21 protein-coding genes and 2 pseudogenes are annotated in these 25553 nt (G+C 71.5%); 12 read left to right on the top strand and 11 right to left on the bottom strand.

What is annotated here, in order from left to right:
* Window positions 1-371 precede the first annotated feature (371 nt).
* Window positions 372-2177: a CocE/NonD family hydrolase gene (locus K9S39_RS10525; protein ID WP_248863091.1), complete on the top strand. Its 1806-nt coding sequence runs from the start codon at window positions 372-374 to the stop codon at window positions 2175-2177.
* A gap of 150 nt (window positions 2178-2327) precedes the next feature.
* Here the strand turns inward: K9S39_RS10525 and K9S39_RS10520 are convergent, their stop codons facing one another.
* Window positions 2328-2522 (bottom strand): ferredoxin, encoded by a 195-nt coding sequence (locus K9S39_RS10520; protein WP_248863090.1) that lies wholly within the window; start codon window positions 2520-2522, stop codon window positions 2328-2330.
* 46 nt (window positions 2523-2568) lie between these two features.
* Window positions 2569-3759 carry a cytochrome P450 gene (locus tag K9S39_RS10515; RefSeq protein ID WP_248863089.1) on the bottom strand — a complete coding sequence of 397 codons (1191 nt, stop codon included), beginning with the start codon at window positions 3757-3759 and terminating at the stop codon, window positions 2569-2571.
* A 506-nt stretch (window positions 3760-4265) separates the two neighbouring features.
* Between K9S39_RS10515 and K9S39_RS10510 the strand changes: the two genes are divergently transcribed.
* The 3 genes from K9S39_RS10510 (at window position 4266) to K9S39_RS10500 (ending at window position 8326) form a co-directional block, all read left to right on the top strand.
* Window positions 4266-4817, top strand: a complete 552-nt coding sequence (locus K9S39_RS10510; protein ID WP_248863088.1) for a GNAT family N-acetyltransferase — start codon at window positions 4266-4268, stop codon at window positions 4815-4817.
* Between the two features lie 310 nt (window positions 4818-5127).
* Window positions 5128-7221 carry a DUF5107 domain-containing protein gene (locus tag K9S39_RS10505; protein WP_248863087.1) on the top strand — a complete coding sequence of 698 codons (2094 nt, stop codon included), beginning with the start codon at window positions 5128-5130 and terminating at the stop codon, window positions 7219-7221.
* A 175-nt stretch (window positions 7222-7396) separates the two neighbouring features.
* The gene (locus tag K9S39_RS10500; protein ID WP_248863086.1) at window positions 7397-8326 is read left to right on the top strand and encodes an NADP-dependent oxidoreductase; all 930 of its coding nucleotides are present in this window, start codon (window positions 7397-7399) and stop codon (window positions 8324-8326) included.
* Between the two features lie 252 nt (window positions 8327-8578).
* Here K9S39_RS10500 and K9S39_RS10495 read toward each other — a convergent pair whose 3' ends face one another.
* On the bottom strand, window positions 8579-8932 hold the full coding sequence (locus K9S39_RS10495; RefSeq protein ID WP_248863085.1) for a VOC family protein: 354 nt from the start codon (window positions 8930-8932) through the stop codon (window positions 8579-8581).
* 60 nt (window positions 8933-8992) lie between these two features.
* Window positions 8993-9808 carry a class I SAM-dependent methyltransferase gene (locus tag K9S39_RS10490; RefSeq protein WP_248863084.1) on the bottom strand — a complete coding sequence of 272 codons (816 nt, stop codon included), beginning with the start codon at window positions 9806-9808 and terminating at the stop codon, window positions 8993-8995.
* 436 nt (window positions 9809-10244) lie between these two features.
* Between K9S39_RS10490 and K9S39_RS10485 the strand changes: the two genes are divergently transcribed.
* From K9S39_RS10485 to K9S39_RS10475, 3 genes are all read left to right on the top strand, one after another.
* Window positions 10245-11483 (top strand): aminotransferase class I/II-fold pyridoxal phosphate-dependent enzyme, encoded by a 1239-nt coding sequence (locus K9S39_RS10485; protein ID WP_248863083.1) that lies wholly within the window; start codon window positions 10245-10247, stop codon window positions 11481-11483.
* 95 nt (window positions 11484-11578) lie between these two features.
* Window positions 11579-12730: an MBL fold metallo-hydrolase gene (locus K9S39_RS10480; protein ID WP_248863082.1), complete on the top strand. Its 1152-nt coding sequence runs from the start codon at window positions 11579-11581 to the stop codon at window positions 12728-12730.
* A 37-nt stretch (window positions 12731-12767) separates the two neighbouring features.
* A complete protein-coding gene (locus K9S39_RS10475; protein ID WP_248863081.1) occupies window positions 12768-13034 on the top strand; it encodes a hypothetical protein in 267 nt (88 codons plus the stop codon).
* 63 nt (window positions 13035-13097) lie between these two features.
* Here the strand turns inward: K9S39_RS10475 and K9S39_RS10470 are convergent, their stop codons facing one another.
* Together K9S39_RS10470 and K9S39_RS10465 are read right to left on the bottom strand one after the other, a co-directional pair.
* Window positions 13098-13742: a DedA family protein gene (locus tag K9S39_RS10470; protein WP_248863080.1), complete on the bottom strand. Its 645-nt coding sequence runs from the start codon at window positions 13740-13742 to the stop codon at window positions 13098-13100.
* Entirely contained in the window at window positions 13721-14503 is a 783-nt protein-coding gene (locus K9S39_RS10465) for an MBL fold metallo-hydrolase (RefSeq protein ID WP_248863079.1), read from the bottom strand. Before K9S39_RS10465 ends, K9S39_RS10470 begins: the two co-directional genes overlap by 22 nt.
* 96 nt (window positions 14504-14599) lie before the next feature.
* Here K9S39_RS10465 and K9S39_RS42050 point away from each other — a divergent pair, with 96 nt between their 5' ends.
* The 3 genes and pseudogenes from K9S39_RS42050 to K9S39_RS10455 form a co-directional block, all read left to right on the top strand.
* Complete coding sequence (locus tag K9S39_RS42050; RefSeq protein ID WP_283112299.1) at window positions 14600-14731, top strand: hypothetical protein; 132 nt, start codon at window positions 14600-14602, stop codon at window positions 14729-14731.
* An 80-nt stretch (window positions 14732-14811) separates the two neighbouring features.
* On the top strand, window positions 14812-16878 hold the full coding sequence (locus K9S39_RS10460) for a phage holin family protein (RefSeq protein ID WP_248863078.1): 2067 nt from the start codon (window positions 14812-14814) through the stop codon (window positions 16876-16878).
* Between the two features lie 45 nt (window positions 16879-16923).
* Window positions 16924-17820 (top strand): annotated as a pseudogene (locus K9S39_RS10455) (glycoside hydrolase family 16 protein); the annotation flags it as partial.
* 125 nt (window positions 17821-17945) lie between these two features.
* Here the strand turns inward: K9S39_RS10455 and K9S39_RS10450 are convergent.
* Entirely contained in the window at window positions 17946-18419 is a 474-nt protein-coding gene (locus K9S39_RS10450; RefSeq protein WP_248863077.1) for a carboxymuconolactone decarboxylase family protein, read from the bottom strand.
* A 373-nt stretch (window positions 18420-18792) separates the two neighbouring features.
* On the opposite strand from K9S39_RS10450, the gene K9S39_RS10445 reads away from it, so the two are divergent.
* The gene (locus K9S39_RS10445) at window positions 18793-20208 is read left to right on the top strand and encodes an amino acid permease (protein ID WP_248863076.1); all 1416 of its coding nucleotides are present in this window, start codon (window positions 18793-18795) and stop codon (window positions 20206-20208) included.
* Window positions 20209-20260: 52 nt separating this feature from the next.
* On the opposite strand, the pseudogene K9S39_RS43345 reads toward K9S39_RS10445, so the two are convergent.
* Both K9S39_RS43345 and K9S39_RS10435 read right to left on the bottom strand, forming a co-directional pair.
* Window positions 20261-20503, bottom strand: a pseudogene (locus K9S39_RS43345) (transcriptional regulator); the annotation flags it as partial.
* 190 nt (window positions 20504-20693) lie between these two features.
* Window positions 20694-22544 carry a hydroxysqualene dehydroxylase gene (locus tag K9S39_RS10435; RefSeq protein WP_406708132.1) on the bottom strand — a complete coding sequence of 617 codons (1851 nt, stop codon included), beginning with the start codon at window positions 22542-22544 and terminating at the stop codon, window positions 20694-20696.
* A gap of 276 nt (window positions 22545-22820) precedes the next feature.
* Here K9S39_RS10435 and K9S39_RS10430 point away from each other — a divergent pair, with 276 nt between their 5' ends.
* Window positions 22821-23132: a 4a-hydroxytetrahydrobiopterin dehydratase gene (locus K9S39_RS10430; RefSeq protein WP_248863074.1), complete on the top strand. Its 312-nt coding sequence runs from the start codon at window positions 22821-22823 to the stop codon at window positions 23130-23132.
* A 112-nt stretch (window positions 23133-23244) separates the two neighbouring features.
* On the opposite strand, the gene K9S39_RS10425 is transcribed toward K9S39_RS10430, so the two are convergent.
* Both K9S39_RS10425 and K9S39_RS10420 read right to left on the bottom strand, forming a co-directional pair.
* Window positions 23245-24144, bottom strand: a complete 900-nt coding sequence (locus tag K9S39_RS10425) for a YihY/virulence factor BrkB family protein (RefSeq protein ID WP_248868676.1) — start codon at window positions 24142-24144, stop codon at window positions 23245-23247.
* Window positions 24145-24295: 151 nt separating this feature from the next.
* Complete coding sequence (locus tag K9S39_RS10420; RefSeq protein ID WP_248863073.1) at window positions 24296-25450, bottom strand: DUF1266 domain-containing protein; 1155 nt, start codon at window positions 25448-25450, stop codon at window positions 24296-24298.
* Window positions 25451-25553: the final 103 nt, after the last annotated feature.

The following is a 25553-nucleotide window of genomic DNA, read 5'->3' as shown; positions in this document are numbered from 1 at the left end:
CCCTCCCGTGACGCGCCCGGCTGATCCACCCTCCGCGCTGCGGCCCGTACGAGCGACTGCGGCAGGTGCTGGTGGACCGGCCGGGCGGGCTCGGGGCGCTGACCTGACCGGCATGCGCAGTGAACCGGAAGGAGGTGGCCTGACGCGCCGTCACGCTTCGTTCACCCTTCCAGGTCCTGATGTCACCTCCCTGCGCCCGTCCACGCCCCACGCACAGCCCCTGAACTGACGTCCTATCGCCGACTCGTGCCCGGTTTCGTTGACATTCTGTTATTCGTGTCACAGCATGAGCGCGCCTTTACCGACTAGTTGGTACGAAATTTTCCGTTCTGTGGAGGTCTCCAGGCGTGTCCCGAGCCCAGTCCCGACCCGTGTCAAGGCCTCTGCTCCGCACTTCTGTCGCCCTGCTGGCCGGCACCGCCCTCGCCGCGCCCCTGGCCCTGGCCGCCCCCGCGACCTCGGAGGCCACCAACCCGTACACCGTCACCGCGCTGAAGATCACCGTCCAGGCCGGCCGCCGCCAGTGCGCTGTCGACGCGGACCTCTACCGCCCGTCCGGTGTCAACGCCCGACATCCGGCGCCCGCCGTGGTCACCACCAACGGCTTCGGCGGCAGTAAGTCGGATAGTGCGACCGCCGCCAGCGCCAAGGCGTTCGCCACCCGCGGCTATGTCGCGCTGGCCTACTCCGGGCTCGGCTTCGGCAAGTCCGGCTGCCCGATCTCCCTCGACGACCCCCAGATCGACGGTATGGCGGCCCGTCAGCTCATCGACTTCCTGGCCGGTGCCCGGAGGGCCGACAACGGCACCCGCGTGGACTACGTCACCAAGGACGGCAAGAAGGACCCCCGGGTCGGCATGATCGGCGGGTCGTACGGCGGGGCGGTCCAGCTGGCCACCGCGGCCGTCGACCACCGGGTGGACGCGCTGGTCCCGCTCATCACCTGGAACGACCTCTCCTACTCCCTGGACCCCAACAACATCGGCCGCACGAAGGGCGTCAGTGCGTCGGTGCCCGGCGCGTACAAGTACCAGTGGACCAACGGGTTCTTTCTGCTCGGCGAGGCCCAGGGGCTGGTCATGCCGCGGCTGGACCGCTCGCGGATGGGCGGTGCGGGCTGTCTGCACTTCGTCGAGGCGGCCTGCGGGATGAAGCGGCTGCTGGACTCCGGGAAGTATCCGGACGGCCGGACCGAGGTGGTGGTCGCCTACGCGCGGAGCGTCTCCCCGGTCTCGTATCTGAAGTCGGTCAAGGCGCCGACCCTGCTGGTCCAGGGCCAGGACGACACCCTCTTCAATCTCAACGAGGCCGTGACCACCTACCGGACCCTCACCGCCCAGGGCACCGACACCAAGATGATCTGGCAGCACTGGGGGCACAGCGGCGGCATGCGGAAGCCCGTCAAGGGGGAACTCAACCTCGCCCAGGGCAACTTGGACACCAGCTACGTCGGACGGCGGATCCTCGCCTGGTTCGACCGCTATCTGCGCCACCGGAAGGCGACCGGCACCGGGCCGGTCTTCGCGTACTACCGGGACTGGGTCAGCAAGGGGCCGGCCTACGCCACCTCGTCCGGTTATCCGGTGGGCGGCGAGCAGCGGCTCTTCCTCTCCGGCGACGGCAAGCTCGTCGGCAGCCGTGGCAAGGTGGCGGCCGGCAGCCGGACGTACCGCAATAAGCGGGTGGCGAGCAGCCACTCCGAGAACTCGATGGCCGCGCTGCGCGGACTGCCGGACTCCGCGGCGTTCGACACGAAGGGCACGTACCTGGGCTGGACGTCCGAGCCGGTGACGGGCGGCCCCGTGGACGTCGTGGGCGTGCCCAGGGTGACGCTGAAGGTCGCCTCGCCGAAGACCGAGCGGGTGCAGAACTCCGCCGACGCGGCCGACAAGCTGGTGCTCTTCGCGAAGCTGTACGACGTCGCGCCGGACGGCAGGAAGAAGCTGGTGCACCGGTTGGTGGCCCCGGCCCGGGTGCCCGATGTGACGCGGCGGTTCACCGTGGAACTCCCGGGCATCGTGCACCGTTTCGGGCCGGGGCACCGCCTGCGCTTCGTCGTCGCCGCGAGCGACTCCGCCTATACGGGCAATCGCGGCGTCAAGCCGGTGACGGTCACCAGCACGCCCGAGGACACGGGTGTCCTCGAACTACCCGTCACGCAGGGGACGTTGCGGTAGCGGATGAGGTGGATGCCGTAGGTATGAGGATGGACAGCGGCACGGGTCGTGCGCGGGGCGGGCGCCGGGCTGCGGCCGTGCGCCGTCCGCGGCCTCCGCGTCGTCCGCGTCGTACCGCGACAGGGCGTCGGCCGCCCGTGCCGGGTGGCGTCAGTCGTCCTCGATGGTGAGGGCGCCTACGGGGCAGGCGCGGGCGGCCTCCTTCACCAGAGGGTCACCCCCGCCGTCCTCACGGCCGGGCAGCAGGGCACTGAAACCGTCGTCGTCCTGGGTGAACACACTGGGCGCCGTCAGGGCGCACTGACCGGCGCCGATACAGGTTTCCTTGTCAATGGTGATCCGCATCCGGGACCCCTTTCACTCGTCTCTCACTCGTCCGCCTCCGCCGTCGCTACCAGGCCAGAGGCAGTTCGATCATGCCTTGCAAAGTGTCACCCGGCTTGAACGGAATCTCGGCAGCCGGCACGGCGAGTCGCAGATCCGGGATCCGGCGGAAGAGCGAGCGCAGTGCGATCTCCATCTCCGCGCGGGCGAGGTTCTGGCCCAGGCACTGGTGAATTCCGAAGCCGAACGCCACGTGATGGCGGGCGGCGCGGCCGAGATCCAGTGCGTCCGGCGAGGGATACGCGGTGTCGTCCCGGTTGATCAGCGACGTGGGGAACACCACCCCGTCGTCGGCCCGGATGGTCCGGCCGCCGATCTCGATGTCCTCCGTCGCGACCCGCAGCATGCCGTCGGCGATGGACAGGAACCGCAGCAGCTCCTCCACCGCGGCCGGCACCAGGCTCTCGTCGGCCCGCAGCTTCGCCAGCTGCTCCGGGTGTTCCAGCAGGGTGAAGGTGCCCAGTGAGATCATGTTGGCGGTGGTCTCATGGCCGGCGACCAGCAGGATCATGGCCATCCGGACCAGGTCCTCGCGTTCGAGGGAGCCGGTGCGCAACTGGTCCTCGACCAGCTCGTCCAGCAGCCCGTCGCCCCGCTCCCGCTCCTTACGGGCGATCAGCTCGGTGAAGTAGTCCTCCAGCTTGCGGCGCGCGTCCTCCGCCTCGTCCGCCGTACGGCCGCGGAGGGCGCGACGGGACTGCTCCTCGAAGAACTCGTGGTCGGCGTAGGGCACCCCGAGCAGCGAGCAGATCACCATCGACGGGACGGGCAGTGCGAACGCGGACACCAGTTCCGCGGGCGGGCCCTGGGCCAGCATCCGGTCGAGCAGATCGTCGACGATGCGCTGGATCTCCGGCCGCAGCGCGATGGTCCGTTTCAGGCTGAAGCTGGGGATCAGCATCCGGCGCTGGGTGTTGTGTTCCGGGTCGTCCACGCCGATCAGCGGTGTCCTGATCCGCCGGGAGGCGTCCGCGAAGCGCTCGACGGGTATCGGGAACGCCGGATTCTGCCGGTCGGCGGAGAGGCGCGGGTCGGCGAGGAGCGCCCGCGCCTCGGCGTGGCCGGTCACCGCCCATACCGACCGGCCGTCGTAGAAGGTGACGTGCGACAGCGGGCCCGCCTCGCGCAGCGGCTGATAGTCGGTCGGCGGGTGGTAGGGACAGGTGCGGTCCTGAGGGAAGGAGACTGCTTCGGTCACGGCTCTCGCCTCCTGGGACGAGTGACTTGAGCTGCTCGCGTTGTCGGATGTCAACGCTGATGCCGCCGTGTTCGCGGCGCAGATCTCCACTTCAAGTCAGGCGTACCGGGAACGTCTACGCGCAGTTCGGCCAACTTGCGCCGTTTTCGGACGTGTTCGGCCCGCTCGCATGCCTTCCGATGGCTCCGTCACGGTTCTGGGGCGCGATGTGACGGCGCGTCACAGTGAAGGGGAGTGTCTCGCGAAGGCAGTCCGTATGCCGCCGTTCCGTCCAGCTCCGTCCCGTCCTGTTTCGTTCCGTTCCGTCCTGTCCCATCCCGTTCCACTCCGTTCCGTCCAAGCAGAGAGTGTCGATGACCGAGTCGAGATGGCCGTCGCGCGCCGCACCGGTCGGCAGGGCCTGCTGAGCGCCCCGGGCCGCATGGTGTGTCGCACGAGGCGCGGGGCTTGCCGGACGCCGGGCGCGGAGCCTGGCCAGGGACCGTCACCCTTCGTACGATCGCCCGATGAGGCCCAATGACCGCTACCTCGCACGTGGCCCCCGGGTGGCCATCCGGCCCTTCACCGCCGCCGACCGGGACGAGTTCACGACGGCGGCCCGGGAGAGCGCGGAGCTGCACCATCCCTGGCTGTTCCCGCCCGTCACCGACGAGGCGTACGACGGCTACTTCCGGAGGCTTCAGGAGCCGGTGCGCGCGGGCTTCTTGATCTGCGAGCGCGAGAGCGGCCGGATCGCGGGCTTCGTCACGATCAACAACATCGTCTACGGCGGGTTCCGGTGCGGTGCGATCGGCTATGGCGTGTTCGCGCATGCCGCCGGGCGCGGGCTGATGAGCGAGGGGCTGCGGCTCGTGATGGGGCACGCCTTCGGGACGATGGGGCTGCATCGCCTGGAGGCCAACATCCAGCCGGCCAATGTGCAGTCGATCGCCCTGGTGCAACGCGCCGGGTTCCGGCTGGAAGGTTTCTCCCCGGACTTCCTCTTCATCGACGGGGCCTGGCGCGACCACGAGCGCTGGGCGATCACCAGGGAGATGCTGCCCGAGGACGCGGGGTGATGCCCGGTCCGGGACGTCGGGATGGCATCGGCGTGATGCCAGGTCCGCCATGGGCATCGTCTTCCGCCGTACCGTGCCGGTCTTCCGGATCTTATCCGGACCGCGCCCCGGAGGGCGCCGGCGCGGTGCCGCTCGTCGGCCCCCTGGAGAGCTTCTTTGCGCAGCCCTGACTCGATCCTGACTCGATCCTGACTCGATCTTGCGCCGATCGCGTCGCAAGAGGCCCTGTTCAGCCGGGCGTTGACGATGTTCCATGGTCAACAGGGGCCGCCGCAGCCGAGGCGGCCCGGTCCTACCTTGCGAGGCAGCCGTGGCCACGAGCGTGCGACGCACCACCCTGACCCTTCCCGCGGCCCCCATCGGCCCGGACAACCCGCTCCCCGCGCTGCGCGGCGCGGCCGATCCGCACCGTGTCGAGATCACCGGGAGCGCCGCACTGCCGGCCGACATGGCGCGCCAGATCGGCTACCGTCCGCTGCGCTCGCTGCTGCCCGCGCGGCTGCGGGACGGATACGGCCGCGAACGCCGTGACACCGCGTTGGACGCGCTCGTCATCGAGAACGACCGGCTGCGCGCCACCGTCCTGCCCGGCCTCGGCGGCCGGGTGTACTCCCTGCACCACAAGCCCACCGACCGCGAACTGCTCTACCGCAACCCGGTACTTCAGCCCGCGGCGTTCGCCCTCAACGGCGCCTGGTTCTCCGGCGGCATCGAATGGAACATCGGCGCCACCGGGCACTCCACCCTCGCCTGCGCCCCGCTGCACACCGCCCGCGTCCCGGCGCCGGATGGCGGGGAGATGCTCCGGCTGTGGGAGTGGGAGCGACTGAGCGATCTGCCGTTCCAAGTGGATCTGTGGCTTCCGGACGGCTCCGAGTTCCTCTACGTGGGCGTACGCGTCCGCAACCCGCACCATGAAACGGCCCCGGTCTACTGGTGGTCCAATATCGCGGTCCCCGAAGGCGCCGTGCCGTCAGCGGTCACGCAGGCGGGCACTCGCGTCCTCGCCCCCGCGGACGCGGCCTGGTACTTCGGCTACGAGCGCGCCCTGCGCCGCGTCCCGGTCCCCCACGCCGACGGCGCCGACCGCAGCTACCCGCTGCGCAGCGCGTTCCCCGCCGACTACTTCTACGACGTTCCCGAGGGCGCCCGCCGCTGGATCACCGCCCTCGACGCGGACGGCCGCGGCCTGGTGCAGACCTCCACCGACACCCTCCGGGGCCGCAAGCTCTTCCTCTGGGGCAGCGGGCGCGCCGGGCGGCGCTGGCAGCAGTGGCTCACCGAGCCCGGCGCCGGCGGTTACGCCGAGATCCAGGCGGGACTGGCCCGTACACAACTGGAGCACGTACCGCTCGACGGGGGCGCCGAGTTCGCCTGGCTGGAGGCGTACGGGCCGCTGTCCGCCGACCCCGCCGCGGTGCACGGCGCGGACTGGGGCGCGGCGTGTGGTGAGGTCGCGGCGCGGCTGGAGGCGGCCCTGCCGCGGGCGGACGTCGATGCCGCCTACGCCGCCTGGCGGCCGTACGCCGACGCCGAACCGAAGGAGTCGCTGGCCACCGGCTCCGGCTGGGGAGCCCTCGAAGTCGCCCGTGGGGGCCTTGTCCTGCCCGGTACACCGTTCGGCCCGGCGACGCTGGGCGAGGAGCAGCAGCCTTGGCTGACCCTGCTGAGAACCGGCGATCTGCCGGACGGCGGGCCCCTCCCCGGGGCGACGGTGGTCGCCCCCGCCTGGCGGGATCTGCTGGAGTCCGCGCCGTCCGGCCCGTCCACCGACTACCACCTCGGCCTCGCCCAGTGGCACGCGGGCGACCGCGCCCAGGCCGTCCGCAGCTGGGAGCGCGCGCTGGCGCACCACGTCGGCTGTCTGCCGCTGTACTGCCTGGCGGTCGCCGAGTCCGAGGCCGGTGAAACGGCGCGGGCCGCCGACCGGTACGCGGAGGCGTTCGCCCATGCGGCACGGGCCGCGGAGGGTGCCGGGCCGGACCCGATCGCACGGGGGGTGGAGGGTATCGGGCCGGATCCGTCCGCCCGCGTCTGGCGAGCGGTGCTGTCCGCGCTCGCCCGGGAGGCGGTGCCCATGCTGCTGGCCGCCGGCCGGGCCGAGGAGGCCGCGGAACTCCTGGCACGGCTGCCCCAGGAGGTTCTGGCCGGCGGCCGGTTCCGGCTGATGTCCGCTCAGATCCTGCTCGCCCAGGGGCAACCGGCCGCCGCGCGCGAGATCTTCGACGCCGGCTTCGAGATCCCCGATCTCCGGGAGGGCGCCGAGACCCTCAGCGACACCTGGTACGCCATCGCCGAACGCCTCGTCGCGGGCGAGGGGCCGGTCACCGACGACGTACGCGCCAAGGCCCGGACCGAGCACCCGCTTCCCGGGCGGTACGAGTACCGGATGCGGACGGTGTGATGCCGTGCCATGCCGGTGTCGCAGCAGGTGAAATGCCGGTGTCGTAGCCGGTGGAATGACGGCGCCTCAGGGGGACGGCGGATCGACAAGGAATCGTCGCGGGGGAGTTACGCCATTCGGTGAGCGTGTGCGGGAGGGCGGGAATGATCCGTGACCGTCACGCGTTGTAACGGCCATGAAGGCAATTACCACGAACAGTTATGGCGGGCCCTCGGTCCTGGAGTACACCGAGCAGCCCGACCCGAAGGTGGGTCCCGATTCGGTGCTGGTCCGGGTCAGGGCTGCCGGTGTCAATCCCGTGGACTGGAAGATCGTCGAAGGCTATCTGGACGGCATGCTGCACGCGCACTACCCGCTGATTCCCGGCTGGGATGTCGCGGGTGTGGTCGAGGCGGTCGGCGCGGACGCCACCGAGTACGCGGTCGGCGACGAGGTCATCGGCTATGTCCGCAAGGACGAGGTGCAGCACGGCACCTACGCCGAGCTGGTCGCCGCCCCGGTGCGGACGCTGGCGCGCAAGCCGGCCAGGCTCAGCTGGCAGCAGGCCGCGGGGCTGCCGCTGGCCGGACTGACGGCCTATCAGGCGCTCAAGCGGGGCGGTGCGAAGCAGGGCGAGACGGTCCTGGTGCATGCCGCGTCCGGTGGCGTCGGCTCGCTCGGCGTACAGATCGCGGTGGCCCAGGGCGCCCGCGTGATCGGCACGGCCAGTGAGCGCAACCATGACTTCCTGCGGTCCCTGGGCGCCGAGCCGGTGACGTACGGCGAGGGGCTCGCCGACCGGGTGCGGGCGCTGGCCCCCGAGGGGGTGGACGTCGCGCTGGACTTCGTCGGCGACGGCGTCATCGATGTGTCGCAGCAGCTGCTGAAGGACCGGACGCGGGTGGTGTCCATCGCCGACGGAGAGGCCACGGCGAAGGGCGGCCATCTGGTGTGGGTGCGGCCGGACGCCGCGGATCTGACGGCGCTCGCCGAACTCGCGGACGCCGGGAAGCTGACCGTTCCGGTCGAGGCGACGTTCCCGCTGGCGAAGGCGGCCGAGGCGTTCCGGCTGAGCATGTCCGGCCGGGCGCGCGGCAAGATCGTCCTGGAGGTGTCCGTGCCGTGAGGCGGGCGCCACTGCCCACCTCGGGGAACAGTGCTCAGCTCACAGTCGGTGCTCGGCTCACGGCCCCGCTCAGCGCGCCGTCAGCGCTCGGCGTACGGGCGGCCGCTCGGCTCATGGGGGCTGTTCAGCCCACCAGCGTCGGGCGGCCGTTGCCGCGCGCTGCCCGGCCGTTCTGGATGGCGGCCGTTGCAGCGCGGGGGCGTCGGCGGGCTCGTCGCGGTCCGGCGTGGGGGCGGCCGGCCGGTCATGCCCTCAAGCGTCCTGTCTCCGGTCGACGTACTCGAAGATGGAACCGTCCGGATGGCGGGCGACCAGATTGCGGCCGATGGGCGTGGGCAGCGGACCGGCGATGATGTCCGCGCCGACGGCCTTCAGATCGGCCAGCGCCTCGTCCACGTCCTGCACGGCGAGGGTCGCGGTGATCTTCCGCAGTACCGACAACTCGGCCTCGGGACCACTCATCAGGAAGAAGCACCCGACGGCCGCGACCGCGACACCGCCGCGCTGGAAGCGTATGGCCTCGGCGCCGGTCAGCCGTTCATAGACGCTGATCGCGGCATCGAGATCGCCGACGCACACCCGCAGTGAGGTCCCCAGAATGTCCATACGGGCAAGCCTAGTTGAAGGGGTGCGGAGGTGGGGCCGAGGGCGATCGGCGTCCGGATCTCAGACGCGGCACAGGATCTCGCCGTGCAGGACCGTGAACCAGCCGTCCTCCTGGGAGCCCCACTCCCGCCATGCCTCCGCGATCCGGGCCAGCTCGTCCGGCGTGGCATGCCCGCCGTCGACCGCGATTCGGGCGTATGCCGAGGCGATCGTGCGGTCCGCCCACAGCTCGCTCCACCAGGACCGTTCCCGCGGAGTGCGGTAGCACCAGGTGCCGGCGGTGGCGGTGAGGGCGGCCGGGTCGAAACCGGCCTGCCGCGCCCAGGCGTGCAGTCGGCGACCGGCGTCCGGCTCACCCCCGTTGGAGCGGGCCACCCGCAGATACAGGTCCAGCCAGTCGGTCATCCCGTCGACCTCCGGGTACCAGGTCATGGCCGAGAAGTCCGCATCGCGGACGGCGACGATCCCGCCGGGCCTGGTGACCCGGCGCATCTCGCGCAGCGCCTGGACGGGATCGCCCACATGTTGCAGTACTTGATGGGCGTGCACCACACAGAAGCTGTCATCCGGGAAGTCCAGTGCGTGGACATCTCCGACCGCGAAGCGGACGTTGGCCACCCCTCGTCCGGCGGCCGTGGCACGTGCCTGCTCCAGGACGGCCGGGACCTGATCCAGGCCGGTGACCTCGCCGTCCGGCACCAGCGCGGCCAGATCGGCGGTGATGGTGCCGGGGCCGCAGCCGATGTCCAGGATCCGCATGTGCGGCAGCAGCGAATCCAGCAGGTATCCGGCCGAGTTGGCGGCGGTGCGCCAGGTGTGGGAGCGCAGTACGGACTCGTGGTGGCCGTGGGTGTAGACGGCGGTCTCCTGCGGCATGGTCGGCTCCTTTGCGTCACCGGGTGCGGGGGACGGAAGCGATCAGGTGTGGAACGGTGTGGATCGGGCCTGGATCGGACGTGGGTGATGAGCTCCCGCGGCGGTGCCTTTCGGTGTGGTGTACACCGTAGTAGGCGATCTCGAATGATGAGAGTCCCGTCTCGCCATTCGGTCAACCCTGAGTGGGTGAGCGGGGACGGGCGACGGAAGAGGCGGCCGGCCCAGCCGGGCGTGCGGCAACTCGTACGGGTGAGCGAGTGGATGCCCCATACGGGCGCGGGCGTTGCCCCACGGCGTCCCGCCGGGCGGCCGGTGCTCTCGCTCCGCTGACGTGTCGCCCCCGCCCCGGCCCCGGGATCTGTAAAGGTGGTCGGGGCCCCCTCACTCATGTGATGGGCCCACGATCGACCAGCCGTCGTGGAGTGTGGAGGCACGGATGCAGCGGACCGCCCCGGATCCGCCGCGGGAGCCGGACCCGGACGCCCCGGTGGGTCTGCCGGTCCTTCCGGATCTCGCCGCGCATCTCTCCGCGGCAGCCGGCAGCGCCGAACCGGAACCCGTCGGCGGCTCCCCGGCGTTGCGCACCGCCGCCTGCGGCTACTGGGAACGCCGCGGTCTTGATACCGCGCCCGAGCAGGTGGTCGCCACCCCGGGGGCGGGCGCCCTGCTGCTCGCCCTGTACGCCGCGGCGGACGGTGCCGTGGTGCTGCCGCGCCCCTGCTCGGGGTGGTACGCGTCCCCCGCCCGGCTGCTCGGCCGACCGGTGCACCTCGCGCCCGTACCGGCCGAGTCGGGCGGGATGCCCGATCCGTTCGCGCTGCTGGAGACCGTCCGCCGGATCCGGATGCACGGCGACACACCGCGCGCCCTGGTGCTGTCGGTCGCCGACGAACCGACCGGCACCTGCCCGGTGCCCGAGCAGCTGCACGAGGTCTGCGAAGCGGCGGCGGAGGAGGGGCTGTGGGTGATCAGCGACGAATCGCGCCGGGATCTGCTGCACGATCCGCATGACACCGTGGTGCTCAGCCCCGCCGAGATGCTGCCCGACGAGGTCGTGGTGCTGACCGACCTGCGTGCCACGCTCGTCCCCGCCACCTGGCCCGCCGTGCTCGCCCGCTTCCCGGACACCGACGGGGGCACCGCACTGCGGTCCGCGACGCTGGACGCGCTGTCCGTCCTGGGCACCCCGCTGCCCGGCCCGCTCGCCCGCGCCGTCACCCACGCGCTCGGCGAACCCGACTCCGTACGCGCGAGGACGTCCGCCCTCGCCCGGGTCTACGGGGCCCTCACCTGGGCGTTGTATCGCAGCCTCACCAAGGCCGGCGCCGTCTGCCGTCCGCCGCACTCCGGCAGCCATGTGTACGCCGACTTTGAACCGCTGGGCAGGCCCCTCGCGGCCCGGGGTATCACCGATTCCGTGGCGTTGGAGCGGGAGTTGGCACCCTGGGCAGCGCGCGGCGGCCACCACTACGGTGACGAGCCGGGCGCCCTGCGGGTACGGTTCGGCGCAGAGGGGCTGCTCGGCGCCGACACGGAGCTGCGCGGGCGCGCTCTGGACGCCCCCGACCCTCTCCAACTCCCTTATGTCCGCGATGCGTTGAACACCCTGTCGCGCGCGCTGGCCGCACTTGCAACGCCGGTGGACGAGGGCCCGGCTGACCCTCCCCTGCCTTAAGGGCATGGGTGGGGCGCCCCGGCAGGGAGCTGGGGAAGTACCCGTATCCCGTCGCCCCGCACCCTCTGGTTCTGTCCACCGAATGGAGCCCCTCGATGACCGAACAGACCGAGCGCTCCCTCACCGAGCCCTCCCGCGGCGAGTCCGTGCCACCCGAGCCCGGTACGGATTCCGCCCCCACGGATCCCGCCCTCACGGCCCCCACGGATCCCGCCCCCACGGATGCCGCGTCCACCGAGCCCCCGCTCGCCCCGTCGCCGCTCCCCGAGCCGCGCCACCTGGGCGGCAAGCGCACCTGGCCCCGCGACTTCACCGACCGGCTGACCGCACCGCTGCCCGGTGTCCGCGCGCTGGCCCGGATCGCCCGGGACGGCAAGCTGCGCCCGGCGCCCGAGGCGCTCCGTGAGATCCAGGAACTCCCCTTCGAACCGGGCCCGATGCCGGCCGCCGATGCCACGACCCTCGCCCTGACCTGGGCCGGGCACGCCAGCTGGGTGATCCGGATCGGCGGGCTGACCGTACTGACCGACCCGGTCTGGTCCCGCAAGATCCTCGGCACGCCCGCGCGGGTCACCCCCGTAGGCGTCCGCTGGGAGGATCTGCCGTCCATCGACGCCGTCGTCATCAGCCACAACCACTACGACCACCTGGACGCCCCCACCCTCAAACGGCTGCCACGCGAGACCCCGCTGCTGCTCCCGGCCGGTCTGGCCTCCTGGGCCCGCCGCCGAGGCTTCACCCACGTCACCGACCTCGACTGGTGGGAGGCGGTCGAACTGCCCGCGCCCGGGGGCCCCGTACGCTTCGACTTCGTCCCCGCCCACCACTGGAGCAAGCGGACACTGACCGACACCTGCCGTTCCCTGTGGGGCGGTTGGATGCTCACCGCGCCCGACGGACGGCGGATCCACTTCGCGGGGGACACCGGCTACGGCCACTGGTTCGAGGAGATCGGCCGCCGCTACACGGGCATCGACCTGGCGCTGCTGCCCATCGGGGCGTACGACCCGCGCTGGATGCTGCGGCCGGTGCACACCGATCCGGAGGAGGCCGTCCGGGCCTGCCAGGATCTCGGCGCACGGGCCCTGGTCCCGATGCACTGGTCCACGTTCCTGCTCTCCGCCGAACCGCCGCTGGAGCCGCTGCGCCGCGTCCGCGCCGCGTGGGCCGCCACCGGGCGGCCTCGGGAGGACCTGTGGGACCTGGCGGTGGGGGCGTCGCGGGTGCTGGGAGACACGTACGGGTGACATGACGTTAGCCCGAATGGCGGGCAGGACAGCCTCTTTGCGGATCGGCTTCACCACCCCTCAGGGCGCCCTGATCAAGAGACCACGCGGTCGCGTGCGCACGTCGCCGCTGCCCGCGTACGGACTGAAAGGGGCTGTTTTGCAGCGCAGTCACCGCATCGTCGCCACGCTCACCACCGCCCTGCTCGCCCTCGGAAGCATCGTTCTCGCGGCACCGGCCCACGCCGCGGAAATTCACACGGGCCTCGGCCCGACCGTCGGGGCCTTCGTGCACACGCTCGCCACGCTCGGGATCTACCTCTGACCCCGGTACCCATGGAGAACATCCCGGGCCCGTCCTCCTCCTGGACGGGCCCGGCCCGTGCCGTCAGGACCTCTCCGCCCGCCGCACCCGCCGCCACACCCCCGGTGCCCCGCCGATCACCAGTGTCAGCCCGACCGCCGCCGTCACGCCCTGCCACGGTTCGGGGAACAGCGAGCCGCTCAGCAGTCCGATGAGTCCGTACATCGCGGCCCACGCCAGGCACGCCGAAACGTTCCCCCGGACGAACCGCCGCAGCGGCATCGCCGCGAGCAGACACGCCACCATGACCGGGATCCGCCCGGCCGGCACCAGCCGCGACAGCACCAGCACCAGCACCTCGTGCTGCCGCAGCCTCCGCTGTGCCTGCGCCAGCCGATCCGGCGCGGCGCGGGCACGCATCCAGGTCAGCCAGCGGTCGCCGGTCCGCGAGTGGCTGCCGCGCCGCCCGAGCGCGTACAGCCCCAGGTCACCGAGGAACGCGGCCAGCGACGCGATCCCGAAGACGATCAGCAGCGGGAACGGCGACGACTGATGGAACGCCACCACCGCGGCCGAACTGACCACCGCCCCCGTCGGCACCACCGGCACCAACGACCCCAGCACGACCAGCAGAAACAGCGACGGATAGCCCACCACCTGCTGGGTCGACTCCGGCGGCACACTCCGCAGCGCCTCGCCCCACGGCGTCATCGCGCCACCGCCGGCCATACGGACTCACCGTGCCCGAGCCGGTGCACCACGACCTCCGGCGCCAGCCGGGCCGCGAGGCGCTCGAACTCCTCGCCAGGAGCGTGGAATTCACGCGGCCGGACGGCGTCCAGTCCGATCGGCCAGTAGGTGCCGTAGTGCACCGGGACGGCGCTGCGCGGCGCGAGCCGGGCCGTCGCCACGGCCGCCCGCCGCGCGTCCAGATGACTGTGTCCGAGGAACGGTCCCCAGCCGCCCACCGGCAGCAGCGCCACATCGCACGGCCCGACCTCGTCGGCCATCTCCTCGAACAGCCCGGTGTCGCCCGCGAAGTAGGTCCGCGCCGCGCCGCGCACGACATAGCCGAGCGCGGGCACCCGGTGGGGCCCGTACGGCAGCCGCCGCCCGTCATGCGCCGCGTGCACCGCCCGTACGGTCAGCGCTCCGAGCGTGAACTCCTCGCCCGGCCGCAGCTCCGTGACGGACAGCTTGTGGGCTCCGGCCACCCGGCGCAGCCCCGGCACCGCCGTCGTCGCCCCGTGTGGCACCACGAGCCGGGTGCCGGGCGCGAGGCGGGCGAGGGACGCGAGATGCAGGTGGTCGGCGTGGAGGTGGGAGACCAGTACGAGGTCGGCACGTGCGGCCTCGGCGGGCGGCGGCGCGCCCCGGCGGCGCCGCAGATGGGCCAGTCGGCGCACGAACAGCGGATCGGTGAGCACCCGCACCCCGGAGTCCTCGACCGTCACGGTGGCATGTCCCCACCATGTGACCCGCACCGACACCGATGACCTCCCGACCCTCCCCATCGCCGAATTGAACCGAACCGAACCTTCGTCCGTCCCGCTGACCCGATCCTCCATCTGTCCCGATCCTCCCTCATGCGTCCCCCGAAGGCCGAACGGGCACCGACCACCGCAGGCCGTCCGGACGCCGGCTTCCACACCGGCGCCGCCACCGTCGCCGACGCCGAAAGCCGCCCGGGCACCGGCCACCGCCCCATCCGGACATAAGCCTCCAACCCCACCACTTGTGACACGCTTGTCGGCAGTCCTGTGCAGCCGGCGCGGGCCGGAGTGTGAGGTGGGACGGCGTGCGGACGCCACGGTGGAAGACGCTGAGCGGTGCCGTGCTGCGGGTGCTCGCGGTCTGGCTGGTGTCCAGCCTCACCCTGCTCGTCCTCGCCGCGCTGTTGCCCGACTTCCGGCTGCAGTCCCCGAGCGGCGACAGCCTCACCCGTACCGCCTTCACCGCAGGGCTTGGCGCGGGCGCGTTCGGCCTGCTCAGCGCTTTGGTGTGGCCGGTTCTCGTACGTGCTCTGCTGCTGGTGCCGGCGTTTGTGCTCGGCCTCCTCGTCTTCTTCCTCAACGGCACCCTGCTGCTGGTCGCCCTCAATCTGATCCCGGAGCCGCGCGGGCAGGCCGCACCGGAGACCGCTGTGATCGTCGCGGCCGCGATGTCCGCCGCTTCCTCGGCCACCTCCACCTTCCTGGCGGTCCGCAACGACGAGGCGTATCACCGCCGGCTGGTGCGGCTCGCCGGCCGCCGTGGCCGGGCCGCCGTACCCGGCCCGGTCACCCCCGGCACGGTCTTCCTCCAGCTCGACGGCCTCGGCCACGACCTGCTACGGGCCGCCACCCACGGCGACCGCCCGCTGATGGCGACCGTCGCCGGCTGGACCGGCGGCAGCCACCGGCTCACCCCCTGGCACACGGACTGGTCCAGCCAGACCGGCGCCAGCCAGCTCGGCATCCTGCACGGCAGCAACGAGGATCTGCCCGCCTTCCGCTGGTACGAGAAGGAATCCGGCGCCCTGATCGTCAGCAACCGGCCCACCAGCGCCGCCGAACTCCAGCGGCGGGCCGTCGAGCGCACCGGGGACGGCGGACTGCTCGCCCACGACGGCGCCAGCCGCGGCAATCTCTTCAGCGGCGGCGCCGACCAGGTCGCCCTGGTGATGTCGGTGGCGGCCCGTCGTGACAAACACAACCGCTCCCGTGCCGGCTACTTCGCGTACTTCTCCGACCCGGCCAACGCCACCCGTACCGCGGTCTCCTTCGTCGCCGAGGTCGTCCGCGAGCTCGTCCAGTCACTGCGCGCCCGCTTCCGGCGCGAGACACCGCGCGTCAAACGGGGCGGCCTCTACCCCGTCCTCCGGGCCTTCGCGACCATCGTCGAACGTGATGTGGTGATCGCGGCCGTCATCGGCGACATGCTCGCGGGCCGCACCGCCGTCTACGCCGATCTCGTCGGCTACGACGAGGTCGCGCACCACTCGGGCCCCGGCCACCGCGACACCCATCAGGTGCTGCGCAGCCTCGACCGCGCTGTCGCACTGATCGCCAAGGTCGCCCGGCACGCACCGCGCCCGTACCGCATCGTGCTGCTCTCCGACCACGGCCAGAGCCACGGCGTGACCTTCCTCGACCGCTACGGGCTGAGCCTGGCCGATCTGGTACGCGCCGGGTGCGGGCTGCCGGTGCCGCGGCGCGCCGGGCGGACGCCGAGCGGGGCCGAGGCCAGGGAGGCGGCGCGTGCCGCACTGCACCGCCCGGAGGGCAAGGAGCGGCAGGGCGGCTCGCACCCCCTCGTGCTGACCTCCGGGAACCTCGGGCTGGTGTCCTTCCCCGACGTGCCCGGCCGGATCACCCGGGAGGAACTGGACCGCAGACACCCCGCACTGCTCGGCACCCTCGCCAATCACCCCGGCATCGGCTTCGTCCTCGTCCGCTCCGGGAAACACGGCGCGGTCGTGCTGGGCCCGGCCGGCGCCGAGCACCACCTCGACACCGGCCACATCACCGGCGCCGATCCGCTCGCCGCGTTCGGCCCCGGAGCGGCCGAGGCGGTACGCCGTACCGACCGCTTCCCGCATGCCGCCGACCTCATGATCAACTCCGCCTACGATCCCGTGACGGGCACGGTGCACGCCTTCGAGGAGCAGATCGGCTCCCACGGCGGGCTCGGCGGAGCTCAGAGCCGCCCCTTCCTCCTGTGGCCCGTGGAACTGACCCCGCCCACACCGGACGGCGAGCCGCTGACCGGCGCCGAACAGGTGCACCGGGTGTTCCGGCGCTGGCTGAGCGAGGCGGCGGGCCCGCGTCAGCCCGTCAGACCCGAGGCGGACGAACTCCGGCGTTCCTGGCAGGACTCCGCCTAGCTAGGGCCCGCGTCGGACGCCGCGGGGCAGGCGGGACCGCTCTCCGTGACGAGCTTCGCCGCCGGCGCCACCGCGACGGCGACCGCCACCACCGCGGGATCCTCGGCCCTGGCCGGCGAAGTCCTCTTCGAGGATTTCGACTACACCGGGCACGACGACCCGGCCCTCGGCGCGCACGGCTGGACCGTACGCTCCGGATCCGGCGGCCCCGGAGTGCCGGGCGCCACCTGGGCACCGGAGAACATCACCTTCGCCAAGGACGGCGGCAACTCCGTGCTGACCCTGCGGACCTCCACATCCGGTACCGCCGAGAGCACCAGGCAGGCCGAACTCCACACCCAGCGCATGAAGTTCGGGTACGGCACCTACGCGGCGCGGGTGAAGTTCAGTGACGCGCCGACCCCCGGCCCCGACGCCCCGGCATCCGGACCCGATGGTGACCACGTCAACCAGGCGTTCTTCGCCATCAACGAGCTCAAGGCCCCGATGGACGAGGACTACGCCGAGTACGACTTCGAGTATCTGCCCAACGGCGGCTGGGGCGAGAGCGGCGACATCCTCCACACGACCTCCTGGGAAACCTTCCGCCCCGACCCCTGGGAAGTGGTCAACCAGCACACCGAGGAGCGCCGCAGCTTCGCCGGCTGGCACGACCTCGCGGTCACCATCGACACCACCGGCATCGCCTATTACGTCGACGGACGGGAATTCGCCCGGCACGACCCCAAGTACCTCCCGGAGAAGCCGATGTCGATCGACTTCAATGAGTGGCTGATCGATCTCGAAGGGCAGACCGGCACCGAGTCCCGCGGCTATGACCAGCGGGTGGACCATGTGCTGCACGTCAAGGACCAGGTGCTCACGCCCGCCCAGATCAAGGCGGGGGTCGACGAGCGCCGCGCCGCCGGGACCGCCTTCGAGGACACCGTCCCGGCCGCCTGACCCCGACAGGCCACGCTCGCAACACCCGCACCCCGGGCTCCCGCGAGAGGTGCCCGGGGCGTGCGCTGCTGCCGGTGCGAGACGCCACCAGCGGTCCCAGCCAGGTACTCCTGGTGAGCCGATGGTTATCCGAACCGGCCGGGCTGGTAGTCACCGGCGGGCTGCTGGACGATGACGTTCACACGGTTGAAGGCGTTGATGAGCGCGATGAGGGACACCAGGGCGGCGAGCTGGTCCTCGTCGTAGTGCTTGGCGGCCTTCGCCCAGACCTCGTCCGTGACACCACCGGCCGCGTCGGCGATGCGGGTGCCCTGCTCGGTCATCTCCAGGGCGGCCCGCTCGGCGTCGGTGAACACCGTGGCGTCCCGCCAGGCCGCGATCAGGTTGAGGCGCACCGACGTCTCCCCGGCCTGCGTGGCTTCCTTGGTGTGCATGTCGGTGCAGACACCGCAGCCGTTGATCTGACTGGCGCGGATCTTCACCAGCTCCTGCGTCGCGGCCGGCAGCGTCGAGTCCGAGACCACCTTGCCCGCCGAGATGATGCCTTTCAGGGCATTGGTCGCGACCGGGCTGCCGAAGAGGTTCAAGCGAGCATTCATGGTGCACTCCTTGCCGTTGTTGTGGTGACACCTCTTCGACGGAACAGCTCGGCAGGATGTGACAGGACCGCATGAGACACCCGTGCGCGGCGAAGTCGCGGCGCACTGCGCACGGAAGCCGATGCGATCGGAGGCTCGGCGCATGTCCTGCAGAGACACGGCGCAGCCGAAGATATTCGCCCGGCGAGGGGCACTGGCAGGAGGATCCGCGGCGATTTTGAGCCGTGCGTGCTGCCGGTGACCATAGGCGCAGTCGGCACCCCGGCGAGCCAGCACGATGAGAGACGCGTCACACACCATGCACCGCGACCCTGCCGCAGAGGTCCCCCCTACCGCCTCTGACCAGCACGTTCAAGCAAAGCGGCCGTTTCGGATGAATCTGATGACGGCCACCGCCCTGGTGATGGGCAACATCATCGGCGGCGGCATCTTCCTGCTGCCGGCCTCGGTGGCCCCCTTCGGCACCGTCAGCCTGGCCGCCTTCGGCCTGCTGACCATCGGCGCCATCGCCCTCGCCCTGGTCTTCGGACGGCTCGCCGAGCGCCACCCGGACACCGGCGGCCCGTACGTCTACGCCCGCGAGGCGTTCGGCGACTTCGCCGGGTTCCTGTCCGCCTGGTCGTACTGGACCATGACCTGGGTCAGCAACGCGGCCCTCGCGGTCGCCGCCGTTGGCTATGTGCACGTTCTCGTCCCCGGCCACGCGTCCCCCGGCGTCAACCTCGCGGTGGCGCTCGGCGCCCTCTGGCTCCCGGCGCTCGCCAACTTCGCCGGCACCCGCTACGTGGGCGCGGTCCAGCTGGTCTCCACCGTCCTCAAGTTCGTCCCCCTCCTCTTCATCGCCGTCGTCGGCCTGTTCTTCTTCGACCCCGGCAAGCTCGGCCCGTTCAACGCGGGCGGCGGCAGTGCGGTGGGCGGAATGTCCGCGGCGGCCGCGATCCTCCTCTACTCGTACGTCGGGGTGGAGTCCGCCGCGATGAGCGCGGGCGAGGTCCGCGACCCGGAGCGCAACGTCGGCCGGGCCACCGTCCTCGGCACCATCGGCGCCGCCGTCGTCTATCTGCTGGGCACCCTCGCCGTCTTCGGCACCGTCGCCCACGACGAGCTGGTGAACTCCACGGCGCCGTTCTCGGACGCGGTGAACGCGATGTTCGGCGGCCAGTGGGGCGGCACCGTCGTGGCCGGCGCGGCCGTCGTCTCGATCATCGGCGCCCTCAACGGCTGGACCCTGATGAGCGCCCAGTCCCCGTACGCCGCGGCCAAGGACGGGCTCTTCCCGGCCGCCTTCCTGACGAAGCGGCGCGGTGTGCCGACCTTCGGCGTCCTGGCCGCCGCCGTGCTGGCCAGCGCCCTCACCGTGGTCAACTACCTGATCGGCGTCGGCGGCGTCTTCGAGATCCTGGTACTGATCACCACCTTCTCGGCCACCGTCCCGTACCTGCTCGCGGCCGGCGCCCAGCTCTACTTCCTGCTCACCGGCCGCCGCGACAAGGTCCGCCCGGCCCGCTTCGCCCGTGATCTGACGCTCGCCCTGACCGCCTTCGGCTTCACCTTCTGGCTCGTCGCGGGCGCCGGCTACGCCGCGATCTACCAGGGCGTGCTGTTCCTCTTCGCCGGTATCCTCGTCTATGCGTGGATGGCGGCCAGGAAGGCGGGACGGGGCGGGCGGGACACGGCCCCCGAGCCGACGGCGGCGGTGGCTGCCGCGTCCACCGGGTCCACTACGTCCGCCGGATCCACCGCGTCCGCTGCATCCACCGCGCCGGCCGTGGCCGCCGACGTCACGTAGTTCTCCGGTGGTTCTCCGGACGGGCCGGATCCCGGCCGACCGGAGTCCGCCGCTACGGCGTCAGCGTCCGCAGCCGGTCGGCCGTCTCCGGGTCGGCGGGCAGGAAGGTCTCCATCGCCGGCTCGGAGACGGTCACATCCATCGGGGTGTTGAACGTGGCGATGGACGAAATGAAGGACAGGACTGTGCCGCGGTGCTCGATCCGCATCGGGAGGGCGAAGGGAAGGTGGTCCCCGGCCACCGCGGACTCCCGGCCGCCCTCGGGCAGCGGATAGCCGCTCACCTCGTCGTACAGCGTCGCGGTTTCGATGAAGCTGATGTGCCGGGCGGAGGAGTCGGCGCGCAGCTCCAGCTCCAGCTGGCTGATCCGGCGCCGGTCACGCCATTCGCGTAACAGCGTCCCTACGTCCGTCGTCGTCCCGGTGAGGGCGCCGCAGCAGTGGTCATGGGAGGACGGTAGCCGACGGGGAGCCGGGGTAGCTACGTCAACCCAGGTCAAAGGCGTTGCGCAGGCCGAGCCGGTGGCGCCTGGCGTCGTCCGCCTTGAGCGGCTCGAACTCGGGGGCACGGTAGAGGCGCTGGACCTCGCAGCGCGCCGCGCTCGATCCGTCCTCGTCCAGCAGCGCGTTCACCGCCTGCCGCGCGGACGCGTTGGCCCCCTCCATCGTCGCCAGGTCGATGTCGACGGTGACGTAGTCCCCGGCGAGGAAGAGGTTGGGGATCGCGGTCCTGGAGGAGGGGCGGTTGAACCAGGTGCCGGTGGGATGGATCAGCAGCTGTTCGTCGTTGGCGGGGTGTGGGGTGCCGAGGCCGTCCACGGCCGGGTCCAGGAACCATGAGTGGACGGTCGCATCGCGGAGGACGGCGGCACCGGTGTCGTTGAGTCCGGCCTTCATCTGGGCCCAGACCTCCCGTGCCACCTCTTCCCTGGTGCACTGCTTGGCGGTCTTGCCGTACAGGAGCCCGGGCCGGTTCCATTCGGAGATGTCGACAGAGAGGCAGTCGGCGGCCGTGCCGTCCCCGTAGTCGGCGGGAAAGTCACGGTCCTTCCAGTACTGGGCCTGTGCGACGGCGGTCAGTGCCCAGGGGGTGTCGATGTGGTTGATATGCCCGTGGAGGATGGGCGTCGGCTCGGTGAGATAGAACTGCAGGCCGGTCATCCAGTCGGTCTCCAGCCGGTCGCAGCGCACCAGTTGGGGATCGGCGGCCCGTACGGACGCGTTCCAGGTGGCGCGGGCGTGCTCGACGGGCATCGCCTGGACGAAATGGTCCGCGGTGACGGCGTGCCGGGCGCCTTGGGGGTCGGTGACGACGGCCTCGGTGATCCGTCCGCCGGCCAAGGTCAGATCGCGTACGGACCAGCCGACCTTGAACTCCACGCCCAGGGAGCGGAGACAGGCCACCCAGGGATCGATCCATGCCTCATTGGTGGGGAGGTTGAGCACCCGGTCCGGTTCGCCGTCCGCGCCCCGCCCCAGAAGGTTGAAGATGAATGCCTCACCGCAGGTGGCGACGGTCCTGGTGGAGGCGATCTCGGCCTTGGTGGCGACGATGTTCCGGGTCATCCCGATGGCCAGTAGCTGCTGGTAGTCGGCGGACATGTCGTCGGCGCGCAGATAGCGCCACCAGGGCGTGTGCTCCCAGACGTCGAGGCGGCGCTGCTCGCAGCTGGTGAAGAAGACCAGCATCCGGTTGGCGAAGTAGGCGATCTCGTGGGCGGGGAGGCGGGTGAATGTCTCCAGCTGGCCGGTCAGCAACCGGAGGAACGCGTCCGGTGTTAGTACGGGTGGAGGGGTGCCGATGGAGGAGAAAGGAAACCGGATGTTCTCGCGGCCGCCGGTGCGGGCCAGCATCACCTCGGTGGAGGCGACGAGGTTGTCATGGCAGCCGTTGGCGTTGCCGGGGAAGGGGATACGGCGGAGCGTGTCGGGGAGGTTGTGATAGATCCCGGGTATGAAGCGGAAGCCGTGTTCGCCGGGCAGTGGTTTCCGGCCGCCGTGAGCGCTGTTGGGGACGTCCATGCTGCGGGCCTTGCCGCCGAGCCCGTGCGGTTTGCGTTCGTGGACAGTGACCTGGAAGCCGCGCTCGGCCAGCTCGTGCGCGGCGGTCAGGCCGGCCACGCCGCCGCCCAGTACGGCGACCCGGCGGGCCGCCCGCCGTCCTTTCCCGGTCGTACGACGCGGGACCGCGGCGGCCTCGGGCGCGGTGACGACGCCACTGCCGGGGGCGGCCGCACCGCCGAGGGCCAGCGCTCCTCCGACGGCCCCGCCGAGGAAGCCGCGGCGGCTGGTGCTCTGTGTGGTGCCGTGCCGATCGCCCTGTGTGCCGCCCGCCATGCCGGTGTCGCCGCGCAGACCGTCCCGCATCTCGCCCCCACTACCGTCGGTGACGCGCCACATCAGGAGCGGGAGCCTAGAAGGGCCACATGCAGCACGGAAGGTCACCGGCTCACCCCTCCGTACATTGACGCGAAAGCGCCCTCGGCGTGTGACAGGCTGGAATGGCGAAGCACGCGCCATGGGCAACGGGCGGCGACGGATGACGGACGGCGAGGGGTGGCGGGCCGTGACCGACGGCGGGCCGCGACGGACACATCTCGGGAGGCGAGCGCCATGAACGAGCAGGTGGAACCGCTCAGCGACAAGGAGATCCAGGACCGCCTCGCGGAACTGCCGGGCTGGTCCGTCGAGGGCGAGCTGCTGTGCCGTCGCTACGCCTTCAAACGGCACCTTCCGGCCGCCGCGATGGTGATCCATATCGCACAGATCCAGGAGGAGTTGGGGCATCACGCCGACCTGACCCTCGGCTACAACCGCCTCACCGTCTCGGTGAACACCCGCAGCATCGGCGGCCGGATCACCGAACTCGACTTCGGCCTCGCAACCCGCATCGAGGCGATCGCCCCCTGCCACGGAGCGCGTTGAGGACGCCGACCGCGCTGGGCACGACTGCGCTGAGGACACCAGCCCTCTGAGGACGCGAGCGCGTTGAGGACACGAGCGCGTTGAGGACACGAAGCGATCGGACAGGGTGCTCTCAGGAGTGGGTCCGCGCCCTCACGACCCGCCCCGCGCGCGCCAGTTCCACATTGAACTGCGCCCCGGACAGCAGCGACAGATGGGAGAACCACAGCCAGATCAGGAACACCACCGGGCCGGCGAGCGAGCCGTAGAGCCGGTTGAAGGTGCCGACGTACGACGCGTAGAGCGCGAAGCCCGCCGACGACACCAGCCACAGCAGCACCGCGACCACCCCGCCGGGCGCCGCCCGGCGCACCCCGCGCGAACTGGGCGGCCCGGAACGGAACAGCACCATCGCCAGCACGGTGGCCAGAAGCAGCAGCAACGGCCACTTCAGCAGGTTCCAGGTCGTCTCGCCCGTCTCGCCGAGACCGAGCGTCCGGCTGAGAGCCCGCGCTATCGGCCCGCTGGCCAGCAGTGCCACGGCACTGCTGATCAGCAACGCCATCAGCACCAGCGCCGTCGCGAGAATACGCGGCGCCTTGCGCCACGGCGGGCGGTCGTCCTTCGTACGGTGCATGGCGTGCAGCGCGCGGCGGAACACCGCGAGATAGCTGGACGACGACCACAGCGCACTGGCCAGCGCGCCGCCCACCACCACCCAGGCAGCGGTGTGCTGATGGGCCATGCTGATCAGCGCGCGGCGCACGGTCGCACTCGATTCCGCCGGCGCGATCTCACTGATCTGGTTGATGAGTTGTTCGGTGGCCGCGGGATCGGCTACACCGATCAGCGACACCGTGACGATCAGCGTCGGCAGCAACGCCAGCACCGAGTAGTACGTCAGGCTCGCCGCCCAGTCCGTCACATCGTCGTTCCAGACGGACACCGGGGTACGGCGCAGGGCGGTGCGGTACTGGGCCCAGGTCGCCGGTGCGGTGCGCTTCACGTCGGCCGCCGCTGTCCGTACACCGATCACGCCCGTGTCCTCTGCGTGGTCCGGCACTTCGTTCTGTACTTCGTGCTGTGCTTCGTCCGGTCCGTCCACTTCGTCGATCCTTCTCCGTCGCTCCCGCGAGTGCGCGGGAGCAGGTCTCGGCAACGGCGCTGCCGCCGTGGCGCGGGCGTCAGGCGAATGCCAGGGCCCGCCATGGGGAGCCCGGGTCCTGTGTGAGGACCCGGTGGATATGCACGGTCTCCGCGTACTGCGGGCCGAACCAGCCGTTGTCGAAGGCCAGCACGCGGCCCAGCGCATAGCCGGCGGCGAACTCCTGCCACGAGCCGTACACCTCCCTGGCCTGTGCTCCGATCCGCTGCACGGCCTGTTCGGCCTGCTGCGGCCCGCACAGCCGGGCGCCGAGCCCCCAGCGGACGAGGCCGACGGCGTGCGCGTGGTCGAGCGCGACGAGCGACCCGACCCGGCCGTCCGCCGGCAGCAGCCCGTCCGTACGGAACCGCTCCTCATAGCGGCTGACGATCTCAGGGATCTCGGGCGCGGCCGCCTCGGCGCCGTCCCCCTGGCGGCCCTGGGTGTCCTTGGCGCCATCCCGCTCCGGCCCCTTGGCGTCCGCAGCGAACTGCGGACCCTCCCCGCCCTTCGGCCCCTTGGCGGCGCGGGCCCGCAGCGCCGCCTCCGTGTCGGCCGGTACGAACTGCCCGCCGAGCAGCTGGTCAAGGCGCTGCTGCCAGGAGGCCGGATCGACCACCGACCACTGTTCACGCAGCGTCTGCGCGTCCGCGGCATGGTCGAGAAAGACCGTGCCGAGTTCGTTCCACGGCACGCTGTGGTGCACCGCGATCGGCGCGCCGCACGCCAGCCCATGGGCCAGCGGACCGTGCAGCGGACCGCCGATGGGGGCACCTCCCATGCCTTGAGGGCTATGGAGGAGGGTGGTGAGCAGCCCGCCGGGCCGTATGCCGACGTGTGCGCGGATCCGCAGCCAGGCGGCGCGGTGCATGGGTGAGGCGGCCAGATACACCGCGCACGGCGTCCCCGGATTGACCGCCAGCTGCCATTTGTCGTTCGGCCAGTCCTGCGCCAGCTCTTCGACCGAGACCCGGTCGAAGAACTGCTGCGGCTGCCACGGCGGGAGCATGCCGCGCGTCAGGACGGGAATGCAGGTGGCGCCGGTCGAGGGGTCGATGCAGACGGGCAGCGGGTCCTGGCCCTGCTGCGGCGCCGCCAGATACAGATCCTCACCGGCGATCGCGGTGACCTGTCCGTCCCAGTCACCACGCGCCGTCGCTTCACACAGCCGCCGTTCCGTCTCGGTCGGCGGCATCCATCCCGGAGTACCCACAGGCCAGACCCTACGGTGAGTCGGGAGCCCGCCGGGAATCGGGGGTTGCCGAACCGGCAAGGAAGATTGCCCGCGCACGCTCCCG

This window comes from Streptomyces halobius (genome assembly GCF_023277745.1).
Taxonomy (GTDB): domain Bacteria; phylum Actinomycetota; class Actinomycetes; order Streptomycetales; family Streptomycetaceae; genus Streptomyces; species Streptomyces halobius.
The sequence above is the reverse complement of the archived record's forward strand: the minus strand, read 5'-3'. Positions and strand labels throughout refer to the sequence as shown.

Excerpts from the sequence above, each read along its gene's own strand:
- K9S39_RS10450 (WP_248863077.1), bottom strand. The coding sequence starts at position 18,419 with ATGAATGCTCGCTTGAACCTCTTCGGCAGCCCGGTCGCGACCAATGCC.
- K9S39_RS10435 (WP_406708132.1), bottom strand. The coding sequence starts at position 22,544 with ATGGCGGGCGGCACACAGGGCGATCGGCACGGCACCACACAGAGCACC.
- K9S39_RS10495 (WP_248863085.1), bottom strand. The coding sequence starts at position 8,932 with ATGGACATTCTGGGGACCTCACTGCGGGTGTGCGTCGGCGATCTCGAT.
- K9S39_RS42050 (WP_283112299.1), top strand. The coding sequence starts at position 14,600 with ATGCGTCCCCCGAAGGCCGAACGGGCACCGACCACCGCAGGCCGTCCG.
- K9S39_RS10520 (WP_248863090.1), bottom strand. The coding sequence starts at position 2,522 with ATGCGGATCACCATTGACAAGGAAACCTGTATCGGCGCCGGTCAGTGC.
- K9S39_RS10445 (WP_248863076.1), top strand. The coding sequence starts at position 18,793 with ATGAATCTGATGACGGCCACCGCCCTGGTGATGGGCAACATCATCGGC.
- K9S39_RS10470 (WP_248863080.1), bottom strand. The coding sequence starts at position 13,742 with ATGGCCGGCGGTGGCGCGATGACGCCGTGGGGCGAGGCGCTGCGGAGT.
- K9S39_RS10490 (WP_248863084.1), bottom strand. The coding sequence starts at position 9,808 with ATGCCGCAGGAGACCGCCGTCTACACCCACGGCCACCACGAGTCCGTA.
- K9S39_RS10480 (WP_248863082.1), top strand. The coding sequence starts at position 11,579 with ATGACCGAACAGACCGAGCGCTCCCTCACCGAGCCCTCCCGCGGCGAG.
- K9S39_RS10510 (WP_248863088.1), top strand. The coding sequence starts at position 4,266 with ATGAGGCCCAATGACCGCTACCTCGCACGTGGCCCCCGGGTGGCCATC.
- K9S39_RS10500 (WP_248863086.1), top strand. The coding sequence starts at position 7,397 with ATGAAGGCAATTACCACGAACAGTTATGGCGGGCCCTCGGTCCTGGAG.
- K9S39_RS10430 (WP_248863074.1), top strand. The coding sequence starts at position 22,821 with ATGAACGAGCAGGTGGAACCGCTCAGCGACAAGGAGATCCAGGACCGC.
- K9S39_RS10485 (WP_248863083.1), top strand. The coding sequence starts at position 10,245 with ATGCAGCGGACCGCCCCGGATCCGCCGCGGGAGCCGGACCCGGACGCC.
- K9S39_RS10420 (WP_248863073.1), bottom strand. The coding sequence starts at position 25,450 with ATGCCGCCGACCGAGACGGAACGGCGGCTGTGTGAAGCGACGGCGCGT.